Origin of the sequence: Mycobacterium mantenii (assembly GCF_001667865.1) — a bacterium.
GTDB classification, from domain to species: Bacteria; Actinomycetota; Actinomycetes; order Mycobacteriales; family Mycobacteriaceae; genus Mycobacterium; species Mycobacterium mantenii_A.
The window spans coordinates 22,120-43,811 of the sequence record NZ_LZJP01000114.1; the positions used below are offsets into that span (position 1 = coordinate 22,120).

Consider the following 21,692-nt stretch of genomic DNA (forward strand, 5'->3'; position numbering starts at 1 on the left):
CGCCGCGCACGCGCGCAATTTAGGTCGCGGCCCAGCATTCGCCATCCGGTCTGTCTCGGTGTTAACTGCGATGTCGGATAGCCAGCTTGAACCGGATGCAAACGTTAGCTGGCCAGCGCTCGAGGTGTCCCGGTCAGTTAGCTCATCCGCTCGCGGCTTAGCCGGTCGCGGCTTTGGAGTTCAGAAAGGCGACTATCCCCTGGGTCACGGCGGCGGCGTATTTCGCCCGACCGTCCGGACTTTCCATTTGCGCCAAGTCGCCGGCGTTTTTCATGTTGCCGAGTTCGACCAGAACCGCGGGGTACTGGGCCAGGTTCAGCCCGGCCAGGTCGTCGCGGCCGTACAGGCCGTCCGAGCCGATGTAGTTGGCCGGCTGGAAACCGTTCTGGACCAACGCATCCCGCATCGCATGCGCCAGCTGCACGGCGGGTCCGGCCTGAACGTCGTTCAGCGGCGGGCTGGAGTAGTTGACGTGGAATCCGCTGCCGGATGGTGGCCCGCCGTCGGCATGGATGCTCACGATCGCGTCCGGGTGCATGGCGTTGGCCGACGCCGCGCGTTGGTCGATGCACGGGCCGACGCCGCCGTCGCTGTCGCGCGACAGCTGGGTGCGAACGCCCAGCCGGCTCAGTGAATCATTGATCAATCCGACCACTGCCCAGGTGAACGCGTGCTCGGGATAGCCGTCGTCGGCGGCCGCGCCTGAGGTCTGGCACGGCTTGGTGCCGCCGCGGCCGTTGGGGACCTGCTGGTTGATGGACGCGTCGTTGACGGCGTTGTGGCCCGGGTCGAGGAAGACCGACATCCCGGCCACCCCGGCCGCCGCGCGCGGGGCGGGCAGCAACGCCGCGGCTCCCCAGAGCGCCGGCATGACACCGGCGATCTTCAGGACGTCGCGACGTGCAACGGATCGCAGCCCACCAGCGCGAGCACTCATCGGCGCGATGGTAGCAACCGCCCTCTCGCCATACTAAAAGGTATGTTACGGTCGGGGGCATGTCCGACGTGGTTGAAAGCCGCCCGCTGCACGGCGTCACCGACGAATTCGTTGCGCGGCTGGCCGAACGCGCCGAGGAGGCCGAACGGTTGCGGCGGCTGCCCGCGGAGACGATCAGCGATTTCCGGCAGACCGACCTGTTCCGGTTGCTGCTGCCGGCCCGGTACGGCGGCATCCAAGCATCGTTTCCCGAGCTGCTGCAACCGATTCGGCGCATGGCGCATGGCTGCGCATCGAGCGCCTGGACGCTGGGCTTCTACGCGCTGCACAACTGGTTCCTGTCGCTTTTCGATCCGCGCGTCCAGGACGAGGTCTTCGCGTCGGGTCCCGTGCTGGCCCCGGCTCCCCTGGCCCCCACCGGACGCGGCGTACCCGCCGACGGCGGGGTGCGCCTGACCGGCCGGTGGGCGTGGGCGACGGGTGCGATGGATGCCGACTGGGTAATGGTGGGCGCGCTCATCGAGCGTCCGGACCGGATCGATCCCGCGCTGGCCCTGCTGCCCGCCGAGCAGGTCGAGGTCATCGACACCTGGCACACGGCCGGCATGCGCGGCACCGGTTCGCACGATCTCGTCGTCACCGACGCCTTCGTGCCGGACCATCGATTGGTCGCCGTGGCCGACATTTACAGCGGGACGGCACCGGGCGCGCGGGAGCACGGGGTTGCGACGTACCGGTGGCCGATGGTGCCGGCGCTGGCGCTGACGGCGTCGATGCCCGTGCTCGGGAGCGCGGAACGGGTGACCGAACTGTTCGCCGAACGGCTCACCGGGCGCGTGCTGGCCTACAGCGGGGTGGCGCAAAAGGATCAGCCCGCCGCGCAGATCAGGCTGGGCGAGGCCCGGGTGCGGCTGAGCTCACTGCGGGCGTTGGTGGCCACGACCGCCGATGACATCGAGGCGATCGTGGTCAGCGGAGAGCGGGTGGGCCGATCGGTGCGGGCCGATGCGCGACTGGCCGCGGCACGCGTCGTGCACGAAAGCCGTTCGATCATCGCCGATCTCATGGAGGCGTCGGGCGCCAGCGCCCACTTCTTGTCCAACCCCATGCAGCGCGCCAAGCGCGATGTGGACATCGCCGCGGGGCATGTCGTGTTCGATTACGACACGAGCCGAGAGTTGGCCGGGGCGTTGGCGATTGGCGCGAAGATCTCACCCATCGCCATGGTCTGAGCGGGCCGTACCCGCCTCCCCGAGCATCAGGGCCAGGAATCGTTCGCGTTGTGCCACCGACTGGGCCTGCTCGGCCGAGGTGGTGAGGTGCAGCAGCCCGATGCCCGCGGCAAAGGTCAATTCGGCACGCAACCTAGCGTCCTCGGGGCTGAAACCGTAATCGCTGTAGGCCTTTATCACGGTGCGCAGTAGCAGCCGGTCGGCGGCGCGGACGTTCTCGGCGGCCACCGGGTCCAGGCGGGCCCATTCGCGCATCGCCCGCTCCAGCATCCAGTACTTGGGGCTGACCAGGGTGCCGGTCAGGGCCAACAGGCGTTCCCGCGGTGGCAGCGCGTCGAGCTCGGACAGCGCTTGGCGGTCGCGTTCGAGGAATTTGTTCCACGAGTCGATGAGTGCGGCCCGGTACTTTTCGATGTCCTCGAAGTGCCAGTAGAAGCTGCCGCGGGTGACACCCGCCTGCTGGCAGAGGCGTTCGACTTTGAGGGCGCGCACTCCCTCGTTGGCAAGAACGGTGTAGCCCACCTCGAGCCAGTCCTCGGCTGATAGGCGGGTCGACGGCGGCTTTCGCACCACACCGTCGAGAATACGGGAGCGTTCTCAATTCGTTGGCGGAATGGGAAGTCTCGCGGTGTCATCGAGGTCCACGTCGAGCGCGTTGAGCATCAACGCCAGCCCGGCATATCGGCCGATGACCATCAACGCTTCGACCGTGGCTTCCGAACCGAGAGCCGTGTGCACCTGGCCGAAAAGCGTTGCCGCAACCCGCCGTGTCGTCACCAGCTCGGTCGTCAGCTGCAGCACCGCCAGTTCGATGGCATCGAATTGTCCTCTTTGCCAATCGGACTCGGAGGTGATGGCGTCGATGCTGGCGGTGCCGACGCCGACCGTCTGTGCGACGTCTCTGTGTTGCCCGAGTTCGTAGGCGCAGTCCATCAGGTAGGCGGTGCGCAGCACGATCAGTTCGCGAAGCCGTCTCGGCAGCACCGGGCTGCTCAGGGCGGCGTCACCGGCCACCATCCAGTCGGTGAACACCTTCTCGGCGTTGGCCAGTGCACGGTAGACGTTGAGATTGCCCCGCCGCGCGGTCAATTCGCGGGCGAGGTCGGTCATCTCCTCGGGCCGGCGATACGGGATGCGGGTCACTTCGCCTCGATGTCCAGGTCGACGGCGTTGAGCACCAGCGCCAGGCCGTAATAGCAGCTGACGATCATCAGCAGTTCGGTGAGCGCCTCGTCGCCGAGCAGGGTTTGGGCCGCGGCGAAGGAGTCGTCGCCGAGCCGGCGGGTGGTGCACAACTCGCTGACGGTGTCGATCACGGTGCGCTCGTCGCTACTGAAGCCGGCCGCGTCCAGATCCCCCTTGTCGAGCAGGGCGTCGATCTCGTGATCGTTAAGCCCGGCGGCGCGGCCGAAGATCACGTGCTGGGCGAGTTCATAGGGCGAGTCCTGCAGGTGGCCCACCCGCAGGATGATCACTTCGCGCATCCGCGGAGTGAAGGTGGGGCTTTCGAACAACTGGCCGGCCATCTGGGCCCATCCGTCAAAGATGTTGGGGGCGTTGGCGAGCAGCCGCAGCACGTTGAGCGTGTCCGGACGTGCGATGAATTGCTGGATCCGCTCGGGTTGCCGGTCGGTGCTGATCAAGGGCATGCGCGTCATCGCCGACTCCTTTCTCGTCACAAGGGACGGTAAGGCACGCCGGTCCCGCCCGGCCTTCACCGGTCCAGACACCACCACCCGATTTCGGGCCTAGGCCCACGTTTTCTCGGGAAAACCCCTGCGCAGCCGCACCCCCTCAACAGATACTGACCGCGGCAATGCAAGGCAGGGAGGGATGCCGTGTCGCTCGTCGGCAGCAAGTTCGGCAAATACGAAATCAGGCAGTTGCTCGGCGAGGGCGGCATGGGGGAGGTCTATGCGGCCTACGACTCCGAGAAAGGCCGGACCGTCGCGTTGAAGGTCCTCACCGACCGGTACGCCCACGATGAAGAGTTTCGTATGCGGTTCCTCCGCGAGTGCCGGGTCGCAGCCACGCTCGAGGAACCTCACGTTGTCCCGATCCACGACTGGGGCGAGATCGACGGCAACCTCTACATCGACATGCGGCTGGTCAAGGGCGAGACGCTGCACGACCTGCTCCAGCAGGGTGCCCTCGACCCGCAGCGCGCCGCGGATATCGTCGGGCAGATCGCGTCGGCGTTGGACGCCGCCCATGCATCGGGGCTGGTACATCGCGACGTCAAGCCGCAGAACATCGTCATCACGCCGAATGATTTCGCCTATCTGCTGGACTTCGGCATCGCCGCAGCCGCCGGGGAGACACAACTGACGATGGTGGGCTACCACATCGGCAGTTTCGAATACATGGCCCCGGAACGATTCGACGAGGACGATGCCACGCCGGCCGCCGATGTCTACTCGCTGGCCTGTGTGCTCTACGAGATGCTGACGGGCGCCTTACCGTTTCCGGTCCGCACTGCGCAACAAGCCGTCAAGGCGCACACGCTGACACCCCCGCCCCGGCCCAGCGACGTCAATGCCACGGTTCCCACGTCGTTTGACGAGGTCATCGCGCGCGGGATGGCCAAGCATCCCGACGACCGGTACGGCAGCGCCGGGGCGCTGGGCCGCGCCGCCAAGCGCGCACTCGCCCAGCCGCCCGCGGCGCCCGCTCCTGCACCGCCTGCCCCGGCGCCCGCGGCCGCCCCTGCCGCCGATGCGGCGGCCACGACACGGTTCAACCTCTTGAACGAGCCTCCGCCCGTGCTCAGCAACGAGGCCTTCGAAGCCCAAAACGCCCCTCCCCCAGCAACTCCCACCCCTGCGGCCGAAACGCAGGGCCGCGGCTCACGCCAGTTGGCGATTGTGGCCGCGATCGCGATCGCCGTGGCGGTGCTGGTGGTCGGTGTGGGCGTCGGCGTCGGCCTTGTCGCCACGCAAAGTTCCGGCCCGCAGCCCTCGCCGCCCACGGTGGCCGCCCCGACGAACTATCCGGAACCGTCGTTTCCGGCGCCGCAGCAGTACCCGACGCAGTCGGTCCCGGTTCCCTCCACCGTGACGCTTCAGGTGCCCACGACCGTGACCGCCGCGCCGCCGGCGCCCGTAACGCCCTCCACGCTGGACCCGGTGCTCCAACTGCGCCAGATCGCCAACGACGACCGGTCCTTCGTGTACGCCCAGCTCTCCGACTGGTGGGTCCCCCAGCTCAGCTCGAAGCGCCCCGGTGTCCGCGACAACGGGATCGTGTGGGACAACGCCTCGACGCTGCAGGAACACCTGCAGCTGCGGCAGCGCTACCCCGACGTGCGACTGCTCTGGTCGGGTGACTGGTCGACGTTCTCGGCGACGGACTTCTGGGTCACCATCGCCGGGATCAGATTCCCCGACTCCGCGGGGGCGCTGGCGTGGTGCCGCTACCAAGGATTCGACCGCGACCACTGCGCCGCCAAGCTTGTCAGCACGACCCATCGCGAACCGGGAAGTACGGCATACAACTGATCCGGTGAAGTCTCGGTGCGCTCCGCCTCCCCGACGAGGGTGAATTCCTCCCGAACACGCGGCGAACTGAAAGGCTTGCGCGAAACGTCGGTGTAACGTTCGGCTCACTAGCCGACAAAGACCTGCTCATTCTCGGTATGCCGCCATGCCGACGGATCATTAGGGGCGTCGTGAGCACATCCGAGATGTCCGACGTGTCGGCGACAACCGATGCCGACGAGGTCGTGGTGTCGCGCCAGGATGAGTCCCTGCTGCTGGGTGGTGATCCCGCCGCCGTCGAGTCCTATCTGATCCGGCTGCGCGCGGTAGCCGGCCACGCCATCCGAGTCGCTGGCATCGACAGCGCCTCGCTCGCGAACGCGGCGATCGCCGGGCTGGCGGCGCTACTGGCCGATTCCGGCACGTACGTCAAGTTGCAGCGCGACAGCCTGGACGCGTTGAAGGACGGCAATCTGGTGCCCGTCGCCGACGGTTTCTTTCGGCTGACGACGGGCGCCGACGCCGGCCAGCTCTTGGCGCAACTGCACTGGCGACCGGAACTGCTCGGCCCGGAGGTGATGCTGTCGGCGCAGATGATCGCGGTGCAGATGGCGTTGAAGTCCGCGGTCGCCGAGGTGGAAGACGCCGTCCGGCGGGTGGAGGACAAAGTCGAATCGGTGCTCGAAGTCGCCCGGGCGCAGCGCGCCGGTGACGTCCTGGGCACCAGCCTGACGATCTCGCGGATGGTCGACTCCTTGGACAAATACGGGTCGCTGCCCGAGGCGTACTGGGATTCGGTGGCCGCCCTGGGGCCGGCGCTCAACGTGACCGTCGAGCAGCTACGCAACCACGTCCAGCGCATTCTGGCGTCCTTCGATCACACGCAGGCCGTGCAGCAGCGCGCCGGGAAGCTGCGAAATGCCATCAGCGAGAACAGGCTTGGCGACACCCTGAGTCTGCTGGTGATCGCCGAGGAAGCGCTGCACCAATGGCAGCGTCTGAACCTCGCCCGCATCGAGTCCACGCAACCCGAGCACTTGCTGCGGGCGATCGACGAAGCTCGCGAGCTCGTCGACCACCATCTGCGCGAAGACCTCGAGATTTACCGGAGCGCAAAGGAAGTCCTCGACCGGTTCGGCAAGACGGAGGCCATTGACGGCTTCCGGTTCTGGGCGGTGCGAGAGCTCGCCAAACAGCGCGGCGCGCTGCGCGACGAGCTCGACCACTTTGCGAAAGCCCGCCAGCACCAGGTGGAGACGTGGGAGGACTTCCACATTCCGAGCGTGTTGGACGCTGCGTTGGCCACGGTCGAGGCTGTCGGAAGCATTACGGGCCAGGTGCTCGTCGCGGTGGGCAGGGGGCTCGTTTTCTTGGGCGGGCAGGTGGCCGGGCCGTTCCGGGGCGGACATGACGATGATGGCTCTCAGGCGAGCAGCTCTGGACTCGAGGAGCAACAGTCGGCGTGCTGACTGCGTGGTGGCGCCGCGGACTGGTTGGGGCGCAACGGAGGTCGGCGTGATCGATTTGGGACTGTCGGGCAAGCGTGCGGTGGTGTCTGGCGCCGGCTACATCCCGGAGCGTGCGGGTCACGGCTGGTTCACTTCGTTGGCTCTTGCCGAGGCGGGTGCCTCGGTGGCCTGCATCGATATCGACGAGCAACGCGCGGAGCAGATTGCCGGCGAGATAGTCGGCCGGGGCGGCACTGCCATCCCGATCGTCGCCGACATGACCGACCCCGAGCAGGTCGGTCGGGCGATCGACGATGTCGAGGCGGCGCTGGGCGGTATCGACGTGTGCGTCGACATCATCGGCGGCGCGACTTGGTCGAAGGTCGAGGACTTCACCACCGAATTGTGGGATGCGACAATTCATTACAACCTCACTCAGGTGTTCTACCTCTTTCAGGCCGCGGCCAGGTACATGATCGCCCAGGGCAGCGGTGGATCGCTGGTGGCGATCGCGTCGGTCGACGGCATCGCCTCGGCGACTTACCACGCCGCCTACGGCGCCGCCAAGGCCGGCGTCATCTCGTTGGTCAAGACCTTCGCGGATGAATTGGGCCGCTACGGCATTCGCGCCAACGCGGTCGCGCCGGGCAACGTGGGCTCAGGCAACGAAGATCAGCCGCCGAATGAGTACGCCGTCAATGGCATCAATCCGTTGGCGGCGCCCCGCGCGCATGACGTCGCCAACGCCGCATTGTTCCTGTCCTCCGAGCTGGCTGCCCGCATCACCGGTCAGACACTCGTCGTCGACGGCGGTGCCACCATTCGGCAGCTGTGGGGACTGTCCGAATCGAAGATCCCGGCCAACCCGGAAGACGCGCTGCCGGACTTCATGAGGCCCGGGCCGTCGGGCGGCTAGCGCTGATGGATTAGCGGGAGGCCGGGCACCGAGCTTCTCCCCTTAAGCACGTACGGCGTCGTGATCGAGCCGACGTAGATGTCGCGCATATCCTGCCCGCCCCAGGCGATGCTGGTCGGGCTTTTCAATAGCGCCCCGTCGGGATCGTCTCGCCTTCAATCCGGAACCGCACGACGTCGGCGGCCAGCGTTTGGCGTCGACAACGCGCAACCGAGCCCGGCCCAACCCGGCACACTCCCCTTCACAGTTCGAGCACATCTGCCAATGGTGGATCAACGACCCGGTCTACAAACACGAACTTCGCCACGTCTGGCTGTGGGACGAGTGGAGGGCCCGATGGGGCGGCAACGCCGGCATGGACTTGGCTGCTGAGGACAGCACAGGGAAGTTGTTGGCGATTCAAGCTAAGGGCATACGCCCCCGCGGAAGTTGCGCGGATTGACTGTTAACAGTGGATTTTCCACCACCGTCCCACAGTAAATGGTTGGCTCTACGTCGGACGTCGGTGCGACCATTGGTCGTGTGAACAAGCACCAGCTCACACAAACAAAGCGGGGCGTCCGCCTTTTGACCGGCCACCTGAGACAGCAGGGTGAGAGTCTCGACCGGGCCTGCGCTGACCAGGATGCCGACGCTGCCGCTGCGTGCGCAGACCCGCTCATCCATGTTGCGGCGATCTTGCTCCGGCAGCTCCGTGACGCCACGGAAGGCACCCTTGAAAGCGCATTAGAGAAGGCCGCAATTCACGCAGACCCAGCCGTCTCCGACTACTGGGGCTACATGGAAGAATTTCTACCCACGTTCGTATCAGGTCGCATGCCGCCGCAACTGCCGATCAATTCAATCCTGGTGGCGCTTACTGCGCAGGAAGTTGCAACAGGTGCGGCTACCGAACTGTCAGCCATTCGGAACATCCACAGGAACGCCGTCGTCGCTCGGCTCCGAAATCAATTGAAAGAGCAAGGAGATAGCGTTCAGTTGTTTGACCGATAAAGCGTTGAACGTGCGGCCGACGAGTATGCAGCCGACCCAAAGCTGCAAAGACTGAGGCTGAAAACCGTAGACACGTTCGCCGGGATGCTTACGGAAGCGGCGCACCGTCTGAGAGAGCGGTCGCAAGATAAAGTTCTGCCAGAACCAGCCCGAGTCGCATTCGATGGAATCGCACGAGTATCGGTTATTGTCGGCACCCTCGCTGGTGGAGTGGTGCAACTCGTTTACCACAACAACCTCTACCCAGCATGGACCCTGCTGAGGCAGATTGTGGAATCCGAGTTCATTTTGTGGAAATTCGCGAACGACCCAGCTTCGATCGTTGTATGGGTGGAGTCCACGAAGGACGAAAGAGAACGATTTTGGAAACCATCCAACATCTACCGCGATGTCGAGAACGACTACCGACAGAAGGACTACTCCGGCCACTGCGAACTCGCTGGACACCCAACCCCGGCAGGGGCCAACCTTGCGGGCGGCGTTCGGCTCGACCGGGCGAGGGCAAGCCTTTTGTGCGACCTGATCGGGCACGCGCGTGAGGCATGGAGCCACCTGCTTAGTTCCGTCGAGCAGATCGACCAAGCGCATCAAGTCGACGGCGCGTCATCGCTCGTACGTCTGCGGAAGCAGTTCGACGACGCACTCGCTCAGTGGTCGGCGACAGAGCAGTACCAGCACACAAGCTCATACTTCTCGGACCCAATCGATTAGCTCGGTTAAGCGAACGTGCGAATCCTGCAACGGTGGCTTGTGGCGAGTAGATCTTGCCACGCCACCTGTCGCAAAACTTTTGTTATGCGACATACCGCGCGAGCTAGCCGGTGGGCGCAGCGAAGCGCACGTCGGCGCGGCGCAATAGTCGAATCATAACTGCAGCGCAAACCTGACTACGCCCGCGGCGGCAACGCCGAAAGCCACCCATCCGAAAGCAACTCCAAAAGTTGCCCGTCCGGATCCCGGATCATCGCCATCGCCTCACCCACGGTCGCATCGACCACCGCTCCCCCGAATTCCGCAACCCGAGCCAACACGCCGGGAAGGTCAGACACTGAAAACGAGATGTGCGTCAGCCCGATCTGATCCATGACCCGCTCCGAGCCAGCGTGAACCTGACGCTTCGAGTAGTCCATGAGCTCGAGCACAAACCCATCCCGCACCAGATACGTCGCGTGCACGCCGAGCGGCTCGGGCAGCCCCACCAGCTGGGAGGTCGGGCCGTCCGGCGGGTCGAGTTCCCACCAGAACTGAAACCCCAGCAGGCCCTCGTAGAACCGCCGCGACCGCTCGCGATCCGTGATGCACAACCCAACGTGATTGAAAACCGTCCGATGGCTCGTCATGACAACCTTTCCGCAGGAAGTCGGGCCACTGCGGCCATGCCGACCGACTTAGAAGCCGCTTCCGCCGTGCAGCTCAAACACGTAATAATGCAAAGATAACGCAATAAGCGACCGCCACCGCCAAATAAGCAGACCGCTTCGCTTGGAGGGCTTTTCGATGGCCACACGTCCGAACGTCAGCGCCGACGCGATCGTTGATTTCGACCATCATTCCGATGCGTTCAACCTCAACGAGCTGATCGTCAACGCGGACTTACGGCAGCGATGTCCGGTGGCGTGGAACGAGAACTACGGCGGGTTCTGGTTCCTCAGCAGCTACGAAGCCGTGAGCCAAACCGCCCGCGACGGCGCAACTTTCGCCCACAAATACGAGCCCAACGCCGCAGACGGCGTCGACTACCAGGGCGAGATGGGTGTCCCACGCCCCGACGGTCAGCCGGCCCTGGGAATCGGCGAGGTCGACGGCCCCTACCACCAAGCCCTACGGCACGCGCTGGCGCCGTTCTTCTCCCCCGGCGCCGTCGAGAAACTCAAGCCCTTCATGGAGCAATCCGCGCACTGGTTCCTCGACCAGAAAATCGAAGACGGGCACATGGACCTGGTGCTCGACTACGCCAGCCCGGTCCCGGCCATCCTGACCATGAAGCTGATGGGACTGCCCTACGACAACTGGCACCTGTACGCCAACCTATTTCACTCCGTCATGGCCGTCCCGCAGGACAGCCCGGAATACCTCGACGCCATCGCCAAAGTCCCAAAAATGATGGAAGAGGTCCTCGAATTCGCCGCCACCCGGAGAGCCGACGCGCGAGAAGACTTGACCAGCTTCCTCATTGAATTCGAGTTCGACGGCCACCGCCTCACCGACGAACAGCTGCTCAACATCCTGTGGAACCTCATCGGCGGCGGCGTCGACACCACCACCTCCCAAACCGCGCTCACGCTCCAACACCTGGGCACCCACCCCGACATCAGACAGCAACTCATCGACCACCCCGAGCTCTACCGCACCGCCACCGACGAATTCCTGCGCTACTTCTCGGTCAACCAAACCCTCAGCCGCACAGTCACTCACGACGTCAAGCTCAACGGGCAGCACCTGCGCAAGAACGACAAAGTCGTCATCAGCTGGCTCTCGGCCAACCACGACGAGAACGAGTTCGACCGCCCCGACGAAGTCATTCTCGATCGCGCACCCAACCGCCATGTCGCTTTCGGGCTGGGACCGCACCGCTGCATCGGCTCGCACCTGGCCCGGCTGATGTCCGGCGTGCTGGTCAAGGCCGTCCTCGACCGCATCCCCGACTACCAAGTCGACGTCGACAACGTCCACCAATACCTGGGCAACCCGAGCATGACCGGCCTGGGTCAGCTTCCGGTCGCCTTCACGCCGGGAGTCAGCCGGAAAACGTCACGGCCGTGGTGATCGCTCAAAACAATTGCGCCACAACGCCCGCGATGACGTCGTCGGGAGCTTGATCGATCCCCACGGCGCCCAATTGGCCCCCGATGGCCAGCGACGCGATGCCGTGCACCAGCGACCACAGCGGCGCGGCCATCTCCCGGGGATCCCGATCCTCGATGATCCCCGCCTCCTGGCATGTGGTGATCGCGTCGAGTAGGTCCCCGAACGCCTGCGCGCCGGCCATCGCCATGCTCGGCTGCTCGGCCTTCAGCGATTCCGCCCCGAACATCACCTGATAGTGATCGGGGTGGGCAATGGCCCAGCGCACATAGGCACGGCCGAGCTCGATCACGCGCTCCTTCGGATCCGAGGCGCGCTCGGCGGCCGCGGCGAGGGAGGCGTGCAAGTCGTGGAATCCCTGTTCGGCGACGGCGGCCAGCAGCTCGGCCTTATCGGCGAAATGCCGGTACGGGGCCGCGGCGCTGACCCCGGCGCGCCGCGCCGCCTCGGTGAGGGTGAACCCTTTCGGCCCCTTCTCGGCCACCAGCGAAAGCGCGGCGGTGGTCAGCGCGCGCTTGAGATCACCGTGGTGATAGCTCTCACGCCGCCGGACGGTCGACCGCTTAACCGACATGTTGACGACATTAACATTAAGGTCTATGTTAATGCTATTCACATCGGCGACCAAGGAGACGACATGTCGAATCTGCTTGAAACCACATCTACGCTCGCCGGCACCCGCGACCGGGAGAAGACGGCCGACCTGCTCGGCCAGGCACTCGCCCAGGGCTACCTGCAGGTGGACGAGTACGACCAACGGCTGCAAGCGGCCTTCCAGACGCACACGGCCCAAGAACTACGCGACCTCGTCGCCGACCTGCCGCTCGATCGCATCCGGCGTCACGACCCCCGCCGGCGCGCCGCGCGCATCGCCGCGGCCCGTCGCGGACTGCGCGCTCACCTGGCCGCGTACCTCGCCATGGTCGTCATCGTGCTCACCGTCTGGGCGGCCGTCGCCATGACGACCGACGCGACCTACTTCTGGCCGATCTGGCCCATCCTCGGCGCGGGAATCGGCCTCATCAGCCACGCGATGTCGATATCGCAACTCAAGCAAACCCGTTAGCAATCAACACTTTTCGTCAGGAGCAGCCATGAACACGGCAGTAGTCACCGGCGCCAGCTCCGGGCTGGGCGCGATCTTCGCCGAGCAACTGGCGCAGCGCGGCCACCCGTTGGTGCTGGCCGGGCGAGACCAGGCCCGGCTCGAGCAGGTCAAGCGGCGGATCGGGAATAGCACCCAGGTCGAACTGGTCGTCGGCGACCTCGGCACCGACGCCGGCGTCGAGGAACTGATCGCTCGCCTGAACGGCCGGACGATCGACGTGCTGGTCAACAACGCCGGATTCGGCACCTACGGCCCCTTCGCCGACATCGACGGGCGTCGCGAACACGAGCTGGTCGCGGTCAACGTCGATGCGCTGGTCCGCCTGACCCACGCGGTCCTGCCCGCAATGCTGGCCCGCGGTCGCGGCGGCATCCTGAACGTGGCCTCCACCATCGCCTTTCAGCCCGGCACGTATCAAGCAACCTATGGCGCGTCCAAAGCATTTGTGCTGTCGCTGAGCCAAGCCTTGTGGGCCGAGACCCGCGGCTCCGGCGTCACCGTGACCGCGCTCTGCCCCGGGCCCACCCACACCGGATTCGTGGACGCGCTCGGGTCCGACGTCTCGCACACCGCGGTCTATAAGCACCTCGCCGCGCCCGGGCCCGTCGTCGCCGCGGGGCTGCGCGGCCTGGACCGGGGCCGCGCGGTGGTCGTCCCCGGATGGCGCAACAAGGTGATGACCACGGGCGGACGGCTCGGACCCGGTTGGCTCTCGGCCCTCATGAGCGGGCGGATGCTGAAGCCCGCCGATGCACCGGTCCGGTGATGCAATAGCGCGCTGCAGCACCGCGTTACGGGTGCGACGCGCCGGTGCCGGACCGATAAGCGACTTTCACAAGCGCTATCACATTCGCTAGCGGGTTCGTGAGTCGTTTCATGTCCGGACACCGTTACTCATGTGAGCTATGGGGCCGAACTGAGTGATATTGCGCCCGTGGTGATTACGACGCCGTCGCGAACTGCAACACGGGTTCGGACGAATCGACGTGGCCGAAGCTGATGATCCGCAGCCGGTACGGACGCACCTCGTAAACCACGCCGTCGACCGGATTGGTGACGTCGAATCCGTCGTCGGCCCGCTCGGCGTTGGAGAGCTCGATGTGGGCGCCGTCGCGGATCCGCTCACCGCGGTAGTAGTAACTCCCGCTGAGGTTTTGGCACACCACCGCCAGCGACTTCGCGGTGCGCAACACCGCGGCCGGCGGATTGCCCGGGTCGCAGCGGGCCGTCTCGCCGACGAACCCCAACCCGTCGGCGCCCTTCACCGGACGCGACAGCGTCGGCGTCAGCGGTGGCGGCGGGGTGGTCGGGGCCGGGGGCGCCGCGGCCTGTGCCGTCTGGGCAGGCGGAGATGCGTTGTGATGAGTGCCGCCAACGAGATTCACCGACAACACCAGCCCGGCGATCAACATCGCCGCCGCCACGACGGTCACCACGACCGGCGTGCGGCCGATCGCCGGCCACTGCCACGAGCGCCCGGCCGCGGGAGGCGGCTCAAGCCCGCCACCGGGCTCGTCGAGTTCCGGAGCAGCGAGCACCGGCAGCGGGCGTGTCTTCGGGGGACCGCTTCGGCCGGCCGCAACGCCCACCGGCTCGTACGCCGCGAACACCGCCTCGCTGGCGGCGCGGGCCAGTTCGCCCGCGGAAGCGAACCGCGCGGCACGTTGCTTGGCCATGCCCTGGGTGATGATCTCGTCATACTCCCGGCCGACGCCGCGGCGCATGATGCTGGGCCGGGGCGCCGGCGCCAACATGTGCGCGCGCTTCAGCTCCCCCGCGTCCTCGCTGTCGAACGGCGGCTGGCCGGTGAGGCACTCGTAGAGCACGCATGTCAGCGAATAGATGTCGGTCTGCGGCCCGACGCGTCCGGTGGTGAATCGCTCGGGCGCCATGTAGGTGCGCGACAGTTTGTCGTCGCCGGCGGCCTGGGCGATGCCGAAGTCGGCCAGATAGGTGAAGTGGTCTTGGGTGAGCAGGATGTTCTCGGGCTTGACGTCGAGGTGGACCAGCCCGGCGGCGTGCGCGGCGTCCAGGGCACGCGCCACCTGCGCGGTGATCGACGCCGCACGCGATGGCTCCAGCGCACCCTGCTCGCGCAGCAGGTCCTTGAGGCTGCCCCCGTCGTCAACCAGGTGCATGTCGATGAACGGCACCCCGTCGATCTCGCCGAAGTCATGCAGCGGGATGACATGCTGCTCGCGTAGCCCCGTCACCTTGCGGCACTCGCGCCAAAGACGTTGCTGGAAGCCAGGGTCGGCGGCCGTCTCGCCACGTAATAGCTTGAGCGCGACCATCCGGTCCTTAACCGTGTCGTACGCGCGGTAGACCTCGCCCATTGCCCCGGTGCCGATCAGTGATCGCAGCTCGTACGGCCCGAACCGGGTACCGAGCCGCGAACTGCGGGACGAGGAAGTCAATGGGCAATCCTTTCTTGCTTAAGACAGTCCAGCTCGCGGGTTCCCGAATCGGGCGTCGACGTAACGTGCGGAGCCTCACGCGTGTCGCTACACCGGGACGCCGCTGATGGCCGCTATTGTCCGCCGACCGGCTACCTAAGGGCATCGGCCCGCGCGAAACCGCGCCGTTACCACCTTAGCGGCAAAGCGCCATCTCAGTCCCGACGGTCTGACGGCGCGCGGTCTGAAGCTGGCACCGGTATTATTGACGCAGTAGTCGTTTTCGCTGGGCGACGGAGCCCCACCAAGTGCCGGTGATGGATCCTCTCTTACGCCTCAGCCGGCGAAATATTCACTCTTACCCCATCTTTCGTGAGGCTAGCTTATGCGCGACGATTTGTTTTCCGGCTTCAGCGACGCCGGGTGGGATGAAGCGCCCTGGGACGTCGAACCGACATTTACTGCGGAAGAGATGCAGATCCTGCTCAACCCGGCGTTGTCGGCCATCGAGGCCGCCGATCAAGTGGGTTGCGTCGTACACGACGTTCTACGGTTGCGCCGAACGGGCTGAACACTTCGCGCTGGACAAGTTACGGTTCGGCTGTTCGTCGGCCTCTTCGGCGTTGAGCCGCACCGTCGATACAGTAATTGTCTGGCACGTAAGAAGGTGAGGCCTTCGATGACCGACATGACCGTGCGGTTCGCGCAGATCGTCGGCGAGCACAACCTGCTCACGGGCGACGCCATTTCCGAGGACTATTCGCACGACGAGGTGCTGACCAAGCCCCCGCAGAAACCCGCATACCTGGCCAAGCCCGCGACCGCCGAAGAGGTCGCGCAACTGCTCAAGGCCGCCACGGACAACGGTGTACCGGTGACGGCCCGCGGCTCGGGAACCGGCTTGTCGGGCGCGGCGATCCCGCGCGCCGACGGGCTGCTGATCTCCTTCGAGCGGATGAACGCCGTGTTAGAGGTCGACGTCACCAACCAGGTCGCCGTCGTCCAACCCGGGGTGACGCTCACCGAACTCGACGATGCGACCGTCGGCACCGGGCTGCGGTACATGGTGCATCCGGGCGAGCTGTCCTCCAGCGTCGGCGGCAACGTCGGCACCAACGCCGGCGGCATGCGCGCGGTCAAGTACGGCATCGCGCGCAACAACGTGCTCGGGCTGCAGGCGGCGCTGCCCCCGGGCGAGCTCATCCGCACCGGCGGCAAGATCGCCAAGGTTTCGACGGGTTACGACCTGACCCAGCTCATCGTCGGCTCCGAGGGCACGCTGGCCCTGGCCACCGAGGTGATCGTCAAGCTGCATCCGCGCCTGGACCACAGCGCCACCGTGCTCGCCCCGTTCACCGACTTCGACCAGGTGATGGAGGCGGTGCCCAAGATCCTGGCCAGCGGCCTGGCGCCCTACATCCTGGAGTACATCGACAACGTGACCATGGCCGCGCTCGTCCACACCCAGAGCCTCGAGCTCGGCGTGCCGGATGCCGTCCGCGACAGCTGTCAGGCGTATCTGGTTGTGGCGCTTGAGAATCGGACCGCAGACCGGCTAGATGAGGACGTGGAGAAGACCGGAGAACTGCTCGCCGACCTGGGCGCGGTGGACGCCTACGTCCTCGAGGGCGGCTCGGCACGCAAGCTGATCGAGGCGCGCGAGAAGGCATTTTGGACGCTCAAGGCGCTGCACGCCGACGACCTCATCGACACCGTCGTGCCGCGCGGCGCGATGCCGAAATTCCTATCCGGCGCACGGGCTCTGGCCGCGGCGGCCGGCGCTGCCGCGGCGGGCTGCGGTCACGCCGGTGACGGCAATGTGCACCTGGCCATCTTCTGCCCGGACCCGGCGATCCGTAAGAAGCTGTTGACCGACATCTTCGCGCTGGCAATGGAATTGGGCGGCGCGATCTCCGGCGAGCACGGCCTCGGTCGCGCCAAGGCCCCGTATTTCATCGAGCTCGAGGACCCGGTCAAGGTCGACCTGATGCGCCGCATCAAGGCGAGCTTCGACCCGGCGGGCATCCTCAACCCCGACGTCCTCTTCGCCGCAGCAGACGCCTAGCCGATAATCGGGAAGCGGCGCTGGGCGGCCAGGGCCTTGAGCCCCTTTTGCATGACCCCGCGCACGTGGGCATCGAGCTTCTTGACGTCGGCAGCCTCACCGATTTTGGCGGCGAGGTCGATCGGCGCCAGCACCTCGGTGACGATCTTGGTGGGCAGCGGCAGGTTGACCGGCGCGAGGACGCTCAACCCGAACGGGAATCCGATCGTTATCGGCAAGATGTTGGTGCGGAAGAACTTTCGCTCGAACCAGGTGAGCCCGAGGGCTCGCGATAGCCATTTGCCCCGACTCAGGAACAGTTGTTCTTCCTGGCCGCCGATGGAGACGGCGGGCACGATCGGCACGCCGGCCTCCATGGCCGTGGTGATGTAGCCGGTGCGACCTTCGAAGTCGATGACGTTCTCCCGCAGAGTCGGTCGGTAGACGTCGTAGTCGCCGCCCGGGAAGACCAACACGACGGCACCAGTGGCCAGCGCTTTGGCGGCGTTCTCGCGCGTCGCCCGGATCACCCCAGTCCGCCGGAAAAACTCGGCGGCCGGTCCGGAGAAAAGTGTGTCGAAGCCAAGCGCGTACAACGGGCGGTCGTACCCGAAGGCGTCGTAATAGGCGACGGCGAACACCGACAGGTCGAACGTGAGGATGCCGCCGGAATGATTGCCCACCACCAAAGACGCGCCCTCCGGAATGTTCTCCAGACCGCGAACCTCGGAACGGAAATAGTGCTTGACGATCGGCCGGGTCAGGCCGACGACATGTTCGGTCAGACCGCGGTCCCACTTGTCGACGTCGGTCAGGTCTTTGCGGGTGTCGCTCATGCGCCTTTGCCAGCTCACCGATCCCTGAGGAAGTTGATGCTACGCCGCGGTGCCGTCGATGACGGACGTTTTTGCCCGCCTTCCAGCGACACATTTGCGCGACGCCGCCGTTGTCGCTCAGAGGCGGGCACAGAACACATTCCCTCCGCCGGAGGCCGGTGTGGCCAATGTGACTTGAAGGCGAGACTCACATCCCGAAGTGCGTGCGACCCAGCGCCGCCACGGCGTCGGGCGGCCCGCTCACCTCGACCCGCGCGGCAGCCTGACGCCCGAACAGATACAGCAGCAGCTCCCCCGGCGCCCCGGCGAGTCGAACGGCCGGTGCACCCGGCCGGACCGTCACCCGATCGTCGGCCGACGCGATCTCGAGCCCGCATCCTCGCAGCCGCCGACTCAAAAACCGGCCGCCGCGACGAACGTTGCGCCACAACGCCGCATCCATCTCGGGCGAAAAGAACCGCGGCCCATATCCATTCGCCCTGCGGGCGTCCTCGTGGTGCACGAAGAACTCGTTGAGATTCGCCATGTCGCGAACCCAGCCGATGCGAAAGAACCCGACGGGCGGGCCGCAGCGGAGTCGGCCGACCAGCCACGGAAAGTCCTTGCGCCGAACCAATCTGGCCCGGCGCCGTTCGGCGAACCGTTGGAACGGTCCGGACAGCACCAGGCACGGACCGGCAAGGACATCCCGCTCACGCAACACGAGGTGGGCAGCGAGATCATGCGCGGTCCAGCCGTCGAGCAGCGTGGGCGCGGCAGGGCCGAGCACCTCGAAGAGATCGCAGAGCGCCAGGCGTTCCTGCGCGTCAAGGGGAAGATCGGCCATCACGACAACCGGCTAGCTCGACCCCGTGACCATCGGCATCAGGTAGTTGCGCACGTAGGTGCGGGTGTCGTCGATGGTGGCCAGATTGATGCTGGTGTGCGGAGTCACGATGAACGACAACGTAAGTCGGGTGTGCAGCTCCGCGACGGTGCGCAGGTGACGCTCCTGGGCCTTGGTGGTTTTCGAAGTGCCGTAGAGCTCGGTGCGCAACAGCCCCACGGCGTGCTCGGTCGCGTAGTCGAGGATGGCACCCGCGTCGACGGTCAGGCTGGGCAGGATCGTCTCGGGCTCGGTGCGCAGCAATTTTTTGAGCAGGGCGTGTTCCCGCATGAACGTCACCGAGAACACGGTGCTGTTGACCATGCGCTCTTCGAACGTCGCGCCACGCGCCCAGGCCTGCGCGTCGCCCTCGAGGAAGCGGCGCGCCTCGGCGAGCACCACGGCGTCGACGAGTGCGGCCTTGGTCGGAAACCGCCGATACAGGGTGGCGCGCCCGACGCCGCTGCGCCGCGCGACGTCTTCCATGGTGATCCGACGCATCCCCACGAGTTCGGCCTGCTCGATGGTGGCGGCCAGAATGCGGGCGGTGATCTCGTCGGGATTGTCGATCTGGGCAAGGACAACGGGATCGGGTTCGGTGAGGCGCCGCACGAACTCCGCCGTTCGCGTCGAGGTCATTCATCCCTCCTTGCGCGTTCGTGGCGGTCGTCGTAGCGTAGCGATCGAAGCGTGTGAGACATTGAGAGTCTCATTGTATCGCACGTCCGATGCCTAGGTTGGCCGTTCGGGAGGGGACGTTATGCGTGTCGGACTCAGAGCGCGATGGGCGGCCATGCACGGCGTACCGCGGGCCTACTTCGCCGTTCAGGCCCGCCGCGGCAACCCGCTGGCCCGGATGCTGCGCACCGACCGCTCCGGCGAGGACCGCTACGCGCTGATGGAGGAGATCCGGGAGCGCGGACCCCTGATGCGGGCGCCGTTCGTGTGGGCCAGCGTCGACCACGCGGTGTGCCGACAAATACTGCGCGACAAGCGCTTCGGCGTCACCGCGCCCACCGAAATGGAGTTGCCCCGACCACTGACGGCGCTGATCGCGAAAACCGATCCGGGCGTGGCCAATCCGGTGGAACCACCCGCCATGGTGATCGTGAATCCGCCCGATCACACCCGCTACCGGCAACTGGTGGCCCAAAGCTTCACCCCGCGCGCCATCGACTCGCTGGACACCCGGGTCGTCGAGGTGACCATGGAGTTGATCGAGCGGATCGCCGCAGCACGGCAGCCCGACCTGATCGCCGACTTCGCGACGCAACTGCCGGTGGCGATCATCGCCGAAATCCTTGGCCTGCCGGCCGATTCCTATCCGCGCATGCTGGAATGGGGCCGTTGCGGCGCCCCGCTGCTCGATATCGGCATCGACTGGAAGACCTATCGCAACGCCATCGACGGCCTGCGCGGCGCCGACGATTACCTGCTCGAGCACTTTCACAAGCTGCGCGCCGGCGAGCGGAGCGACAATCCGTTCGGCCGCATGGCCGCCGACGGCTCCATGACCGACCACGAGCTCACCGCCAACGCCGCCCTGATCGTCGGCGCCGGCTTCGAAACCACGGTGAACCTGATCGGCAACGGGATCGTGCTGCTGCTGCAGCATCCCGAGCAGTTGGCGATGCTGCACGACAACCCCGACCTGTGGCCCAACGCCGTCGAGGAGATCCTGCGGCTCGCCAGCCCGGTGCAGATGACCGCACGCACCCCGCATTGCGACGTCGACATCGCCGGAGCCCACATCGCCGCCGGCGACATGGTCGCGCTATTCCTCGGCGGCGCCAACCGTGACCCGAAAATCTTCACGGACCCAATCAAATTCGACATCACCCGGCCCAATGCGCGCGAGCACCTGGCGTTCGCGTCCGGCATCCACGCCTGCCTCGGTGCCGCCCTGGCCCGCATCGAAGGCGCGACCGCGCTGCGTGCACTCTTCGAAAGCTTCCCCGATCTGCGCCTCACCGCTCCCCCGCAGCGGCGCGGGCTGATCAACTTGCACGGATACACTCGGCTGCCGGCCCAGCTCGGTCACCGCAGAACGACTTCCGCCACCCTGCCCGTCTAGAGCTCAGGAGTTGCCATGTCCCCCAAGGATCATCCCAACAGCGCCCCCGGCCTGCCGATGCTGTTTCCCGTCTGGATCGACCGGCTGCAGATGAAGTACATGAACCCGGTCATGCGGCGGGTGGCACGCTTCCTGCCGACGTTCGTGGTGGTCAACCATCGCGGCCGCAAGTCGGGCAAGCCCTATCGCACCGTGGTGAACGCCTATCGCAAAGGCAATGTCGTCGCAATCTTGTTGGGCCACGGCAAGGCCGACTGGGTCAAGAACCTGCTGGCCGCCGGCGAGGCGGATCTAGAAATGCGCAACCGCGACGTGCACATCACCAACCTGCGGGTACTGCCCACCGGCGCCGAGGGCAACGGCCTGCCGTTCGTCGCGCGGCTGGGTTTGCGCCGGATGGGCGTTCTCGTCGCCGACGTAGCCTGAAAAACTCAGCTACGCAACGGCTCTCGGCCTACCGCCGAGGTGACGGTAGCGTCGACGTCGGTTTCTTCGTGGTCGGCGAGCCAGCGTTCGGCGTCGATGGCGGCCGAGCAGCCGCTGCCCGCGGCGGTGACGGCCT

24 protein-coding genes and 1 pseudogene are annotated in these 21,692 nt (G+C 66.1%); 14 read left to right on the forward strand and 11 right to left on the reverse strand.

All coding sequences use genetic code 11. From position 1 onward, the window contains the following. Window positions 1-157: 157 nt before the first annotated feature. Window positions 158-937: an Rv3717 family N-acetylmuramoyl-L-alanine amidase gene (locus A5688_RS22240; RefSeq protein WP_067912492.1), complete on the reverse strand. Its 780-nt coding sequence runs from the start codon at window positions 935-937 to the stop codon at window positions 158-160. Between the two features lie 59 nt (window positions 938-996). On the opposite strand from A5688_RS22240, the gene A5688_RS22245 reads away from it, so the two are divergent. Continuing rightward, window positions 997-2,169 (forward strand): acyl-CoA dehydrogenase family protein, encoded by a 1,173-nt coding sequence (locus tag A5688_RS22245; RefSeq protein WP_067912495.1) that lies wholly within the window; start codon window positions 997-999, stop codon window positions 2,167-2,169. Here the strand turns inward: A5688_RS22245 and A5688_RS22250 are convergent. From A5688_RS22250 to A5688_RS22260, 3 genes are all read right to left on the reverse strand, one after another. Further along, window positions 2,149-2,691, reverse strand: coding sequence for a TetR/AcrR family transcriptional regulator (locus tag A5688_RS22250; RefSeq protein ID WP_082955146.1), 543 nt, complete (start codon window positions 2,689-2,691; stop codon window positions 2,149-2,151). The genes A5688_RS22245 and A5688_RS22250 overlap by 21 nt on opposite strands. A 75-nt stretch (window positions 2,692-2,766) precedes the next feature. Then, complete coding sequence (locus A5688_RS22255) at window positions 2,767-3,312, reverse strand: carboxymuconolactone decarboxylase family protein (RefSeq protein ID WP_067912501.1); 546 nt, start codon at window positions 3,310-3,312, stop codon at window positions 2,767-2,769. After that, window positions 3,309-3,827 (reverse strand): carboxymuconolactone decarboxylase family protein, encoded by a 519-nt coding sequence (locus A5688_RS22260; RefSeq protein WP_067912504.1) that lies wholly within the window; start codon window positions 3,825-3,827, stop codon window positions 3,309-3,311. The genes A5688_RS22255 and A5688_RS22260 overlap by 4 nt, the downstream gene beginning before the upstream one ends. 243 nt (window positions 3,828-4,070) lie before the next feature. Between A5688_RS22260 and A5688_RS22265 the strand changes: the two genes are divergently transcribed. The 6 genes from A5688_RS22265 (at window position 4,071) to A5688_RS22285 (ending at window position 9,713) form a co-directional block, all read left to right on the forward strand. Beyond that, window positions 4,071-5,666: a serine/threonine-protein kinase gene (locus A5688_RS22265; protein ID WP_242663221.1), complete on the forward strand. Its 1,596-nt coding sequence runs from the start codon at window positions 4,071-4,073 to the stop codon at window positions 5,664-5,666. Between the two features lie 170 nt (window positions 5,667-5,836). Beyond that, window positions 5,837-7,114 (forward strand): hypothetical protein, encoded by a 1,278-nt coding sequence (locus A5688_RS22270; protein ID WP_242660335.1) that lies wholly within the window; start codon window positions 5,837-5,839, stop codon window positions 7,112-7,114. Window positions 7,115-7,160: 46 nt separating this feature from the next. Further along, window positions 7,161-8,009 (forward strand): SDR family NAD(P)-dependent oxidoreductase, encoded by an 849-nt coding sequence (locus tag A5688_RS22275; protein WP_067912513.1) that lies wholly within the window; start codon window positions 7,161-7,163, stop codon window positions 8,007-8,009. A 190-nt stretch (window positions 8,010-8,199) separates the two neighbouring features. After that, entirely contained in the window at window positions 8,200-8,451 is a 252-nt protein-coding gene (locus tag A5688_RS27085) for a hypothetical protein (RefSeq protein ID WP_082955144.1), read from the forward strand. Window positions 8,452-8,531: 80 nt separating this feature from the next. Further along, on the forward strand, window positions 8,532-9,002 hold the full coding sequence (locus A5688_RS22280) for a hypothetical protein (protein WP_067912516.1): 471 nt from the start codon (window positions 8,532-8,534) through the stop codon (window positions 9,000-9,002). Window positions 9,003-9,212: 210 nt separating this feature from the next. Next, window positions 9,213-9,713 (forward strand): hypothetical protein, encoded by a 501-nt coding sequence (locus A5688_RS22285; protein WP_067912519.1) that lies wholly within the window; start codon window positions 9,213-9,215, stop codon window positions 9,711-9,713. A 176-nt stretch (window positions 9,714-9,889) separates the two neighbouring features. Here the strand turns inward: A5688_RS22285 and A5688_RS22290 are convergent, their stop codons facing one another. Then, window positions 9,890-10,342 (reverse strand): VOC family protein, encoded by a 453-nt coding sequence (locus tag A5688_RS22290; protein ID WP_067912525.1) that lies wholly within the window; start codon window positions 10,340-10,342, stop codon window positions 9,890-9,892. A 157-nt stretch (window positions 10,343-10,499) separates the two neighbouring features. Between A5688_RS22290 and A5688_RS22295 the strand changes: the two genes are divergently transcribed. Next, on the forward strand, window positions 10,500-11,768 hold the full coding sequence (locus A5688_RS22295) for a cytochrome P450 (protein ID WP_067912528.1): 1,269 nt from the start codon (window positions 10,500-10,502) through the stop codon (window positions 11,766-11,768). Between the two features lie 4 nt (window positions 11,769-11,772). Here A5688_RS22295 and A5688_RS22300 read toward each other — a convergent pair whose 3' ends face one another. After that, window positions 11,773-12,381, reverse strand: a complete 609-nt coding sequence (locus tag A5688_RS22300) for a TetR/AcrR family transcriptional regulator (RefSeq protein WP_067912531.1) — start codon at window positions 12,379-12,381, stop codon at window positions 11,773-11,775. A 63-nt stretch (window positions 12,382-12,444) separates the two neighbouring features. Here A5688_RS22300 and A5688_RS22305 point away from each other — a divergent pair, with 63 nt between their 5' ends. Beyond that, entirely contained in the window at window positions 12,445-12,873 is a 429-nt protein-coding gene (locus tag A5688_RS22305) for a DUF1707 domain-containing protein (RefSeq protein ID WP_067912533.1), read from the forward strand. A gap of 28 nt (window positions 12,874-12,901) precedes the next feature. After that, a complete protein-coding gene (locus tag A5688_RS22310) occupies window positions 12,902-13,681 on the forward strand; it encodes an SDR family NAD(P)-dependent oxidoreductase (protein WP_067912536.1) in 780 nt (259 codons plus the stop codon). A 175-nt stretch (window positions 13,682-13,856) separates the two neighbouring features. On the opposite strand, the gene A5688_RS22315 is transcribed toward A5688_RS22310, so the two are convergent. Next, window positions 13,857-15,332 (reverse strand): serine/threonine-protein kinase, encoded by a 1,476-nt coding sequence (locus tag A5688_RS22315; protein WP_067912540.1) that lies wholly within the window; start codon window positions 15,330-15,332, stop codon window positions 13,857-13,859. 364 nt (window positions 15,333-15,696) lie between these two features. Here A5688_RS22315 and A5688_RS22320 point away from each other — a divergent pair, with 364 nt between their 5' ends. Continuing rightward, window positions 15,697-15,882 (forward strand): hypothetical protein, encoded by a 186-nt coding sequence (locus A5688_RS22320; RefSeq protein ID WP_067912543.1) that lies wholly within the window; start codon window positions 15,697-15,699, stop codon window positions 15,880-15,882. A gap of 108 nt (window positions 15,883-15,990) precedes the next feature. Then, a complete protein-coding gene (locus A5688_RS22325; protein WP_067912546.1) occupies window positions 15,991-17,376 on the forward strand; it encodes an FAD-binding oxidoreductase in 1,386 nt (461 codons plus the stop codon). Here A5688_RS22325 and A5688_RS22330 read toward each other — a convergent pair. The 3 genes from A5688_RS22330 to A5688_RS22340 all read right to left on the reverse strand — a co-directional run bounded on the left by A5688_RS22330 (window position 17,373) and on the right by A5688_RS22340 (window position 19,695). Continuing rightward, a complete protein-coding gene (locus tag A5688_RS22330; RefSeq protein WP_067912548.1) occupies window positions 17,373-18,191 on the reverse strand; it encodes a lysophospholipid acyltransferase family protein in 819 nt (272 codons plus the stop codon). The genes A5688_RS22325 and A5688_RS22330 overlap by 4 nt on opposite strands. A 187-nt stretch (window positions 18,192-18,378) precedes the next feature. Continuing rightward, entirely contained in the window at window positions 18,379-19,017 is a 639-nt protein-coding gene (locus A5688_RS22335; RefSeq protein ID WP_067912551.1) for a TIGR03085 family metal-binding protein, read from the reverse strand. A 12-nt stretch (window positions 19,018-19,029) separates the two neighbouring features. Continuing rightward, a complete protein-coding gene (locus A5688_RS22340; protein WP_067912554.1) occupies window positions 19,030-19,695 on the reverse strand; it encodes a TetR/AcrR family transcriptional regulator in 666 nt (221 codons plus the stop codon). 121 nt (window positions 19,696-19,816) lie between these two features. On the opposite strand from A5688_RS22340, the gene A5688_RS22345 reads away from it, so the two are divergent. Both A5688_RS22345 and A5688_RS22350 read left to right on the forward strand, forming a co-directional pair. Then, complete coding sequence (locus A5688_RS22345; protein WP_067912557.1) at window positions 19,817-21,130, forward strand: cytochrome P450; 1,314 nt, start codon at window positions 19,817-19,819, stop codon at window positions 21,128-21,130. Window positions 21,131-21,145: 15 nt separating this feature from the next. Next, window positions 21,146-21,556, forward strand: a complete 411-nt coding sequence (locus A5688_RS22350) for a nitroreductase family deazaflavin-dependent oxidoreductase (RefSeq protein ID WP_067912560.1) — start codon at window positions 21,146-21,148, stop codon at window positions 21,554-21,556. Window positions 21,557-21,561: 5 nt separating this feature from the next. Here the strand turns inward: A5688_RS22350 and A5688_RS27455 are convergent. After that, a pseudogene (locus tag A5688_RS27455) lies at window positions 21,562-21,692 on the reverse strand (thioredoxin-disulfide reductase); the annotation flags it as partial.

What these genes read in the sequence shown, in the direction of transcription:
- A5688_RS22320 (WP_067912543.1), top strand. Translation starts at nt 15,697, where the DNA reads ATGCGCGACGATTTGTTTTCCGGCTTCAGCGACGCCGGGTGGGATGAA.
- A5688_RS22300 (WP_067912531.1), bottom strand. Translation starts at nt 12,381, where the DNA reads ATGTCGGTTAAGCGGTCGACCGTCCGGCGGCGTGAGAGCTATCACCAC.
- A5688_RS22325 (WP_067912546.1), top strand. Translation starts at nt 15,991, where the DNA reads ATGACCGACATGACCGTGCGGTTCGCGCAGATCGTCGGCGAGCACAAC.
- A5688_RS22245 (WP_067912495.1), top strand. Translation starts at nt 997, where the DNA reads ATGTCCGACGTGGTTGAAAGCCGCCCGCTGCACGGCGTCACCGACGAA.
- A5688_RS22240 (WP_067912492.1), bottom strand. Translation starts at nt 937, where the DNA reads ATGAGTGCTCGCGCTGGTGGGCTGCGATCCGTTGCACGTCGCGACGTC.
- A5688_RS22335 (WP_067912551.1), bottom strand. Translation starts at nt 19,017, where the DNA reads ATGGCCGATCTTCCCCTTGACGCGCAGGAACGCCTGGCGCTCTGCGAT.
- A5688_RS22345 (WP_067912557.1), top strand. Translation starts at nt 19,817, where the DNA reads ATGCGTGTCGGACTCAGAGCGCGATGGGCGGCCATGCACGGCGTACCG.
- A5688_RS22305 (WP_067912533.1), top strand. Translation starts at nt 12,445, where the DNA reads ATGTCGAATCTGCTTGAAACCACATCTACGCTCGCCGGCACCCGCGAC.
- A5688_RS22290 (WP_067912525.1), bottom strand. Translation starts at nt 10,342, where the DNA reads ATGACGAGCCATCGGACGGTTTTCAATCACGTTGGGTTGTGCATCACG.
- A5688_RS22310 (WP_067912536.1), top strand. Translation starts at nt 12,902, where the DNA reads ATGAACACGGCAGTAGTCACCGGCGCCAGCTCCGGGCTGGGCGCGATC.
- A5688_RS22295 (WP_067912528.1), top strand. Translation starts at nt 10,500, where the DNA reads ATGGCCACACGTCCGAACGTCAGCGCCGACGCGATCGTTGATTTCGAC.
- A5688_RS22265 (WP_242663221.1), top strand. Translation starts at nt 4,071, where the DNA reads ATGGGGGAGGTCTATGCGGCCTACGACTCCGAGAAAGGCCGGACCGTC.
- A5688_RS22340 (WP_067912554.1), bottom strand. Translation starts at nt 19,695, where the DNA reads ATGACCTCGACGCGAACGGCGGAGTTCGTGCGGCGCCTCACCGAACCC.
- A5688_RS22260 (WP_067912504.1), bottom strand. Translation starts at nt 3,827, where the DNA reads ATGACGCGCATGCCCTTGATCAGCACCGACCGGCAACCCGAGCGGATC.
- A5688_RS22330 (WP_067912548.1), bottom strand. Translation starts at nt 18,191, where the DNA reads ATGAGCGACACCCGCAAAGACCTGACCGACGTCGACAAGTGGGACCGC.
- A5688_RS22350 (WP_067912560.1), top strand. Translation starts at nt 21,146, where the DNA reads ATGTCCCCCAAGGATCATCCCAACAGCGCCCCCGGCCTGCCGATGCTG.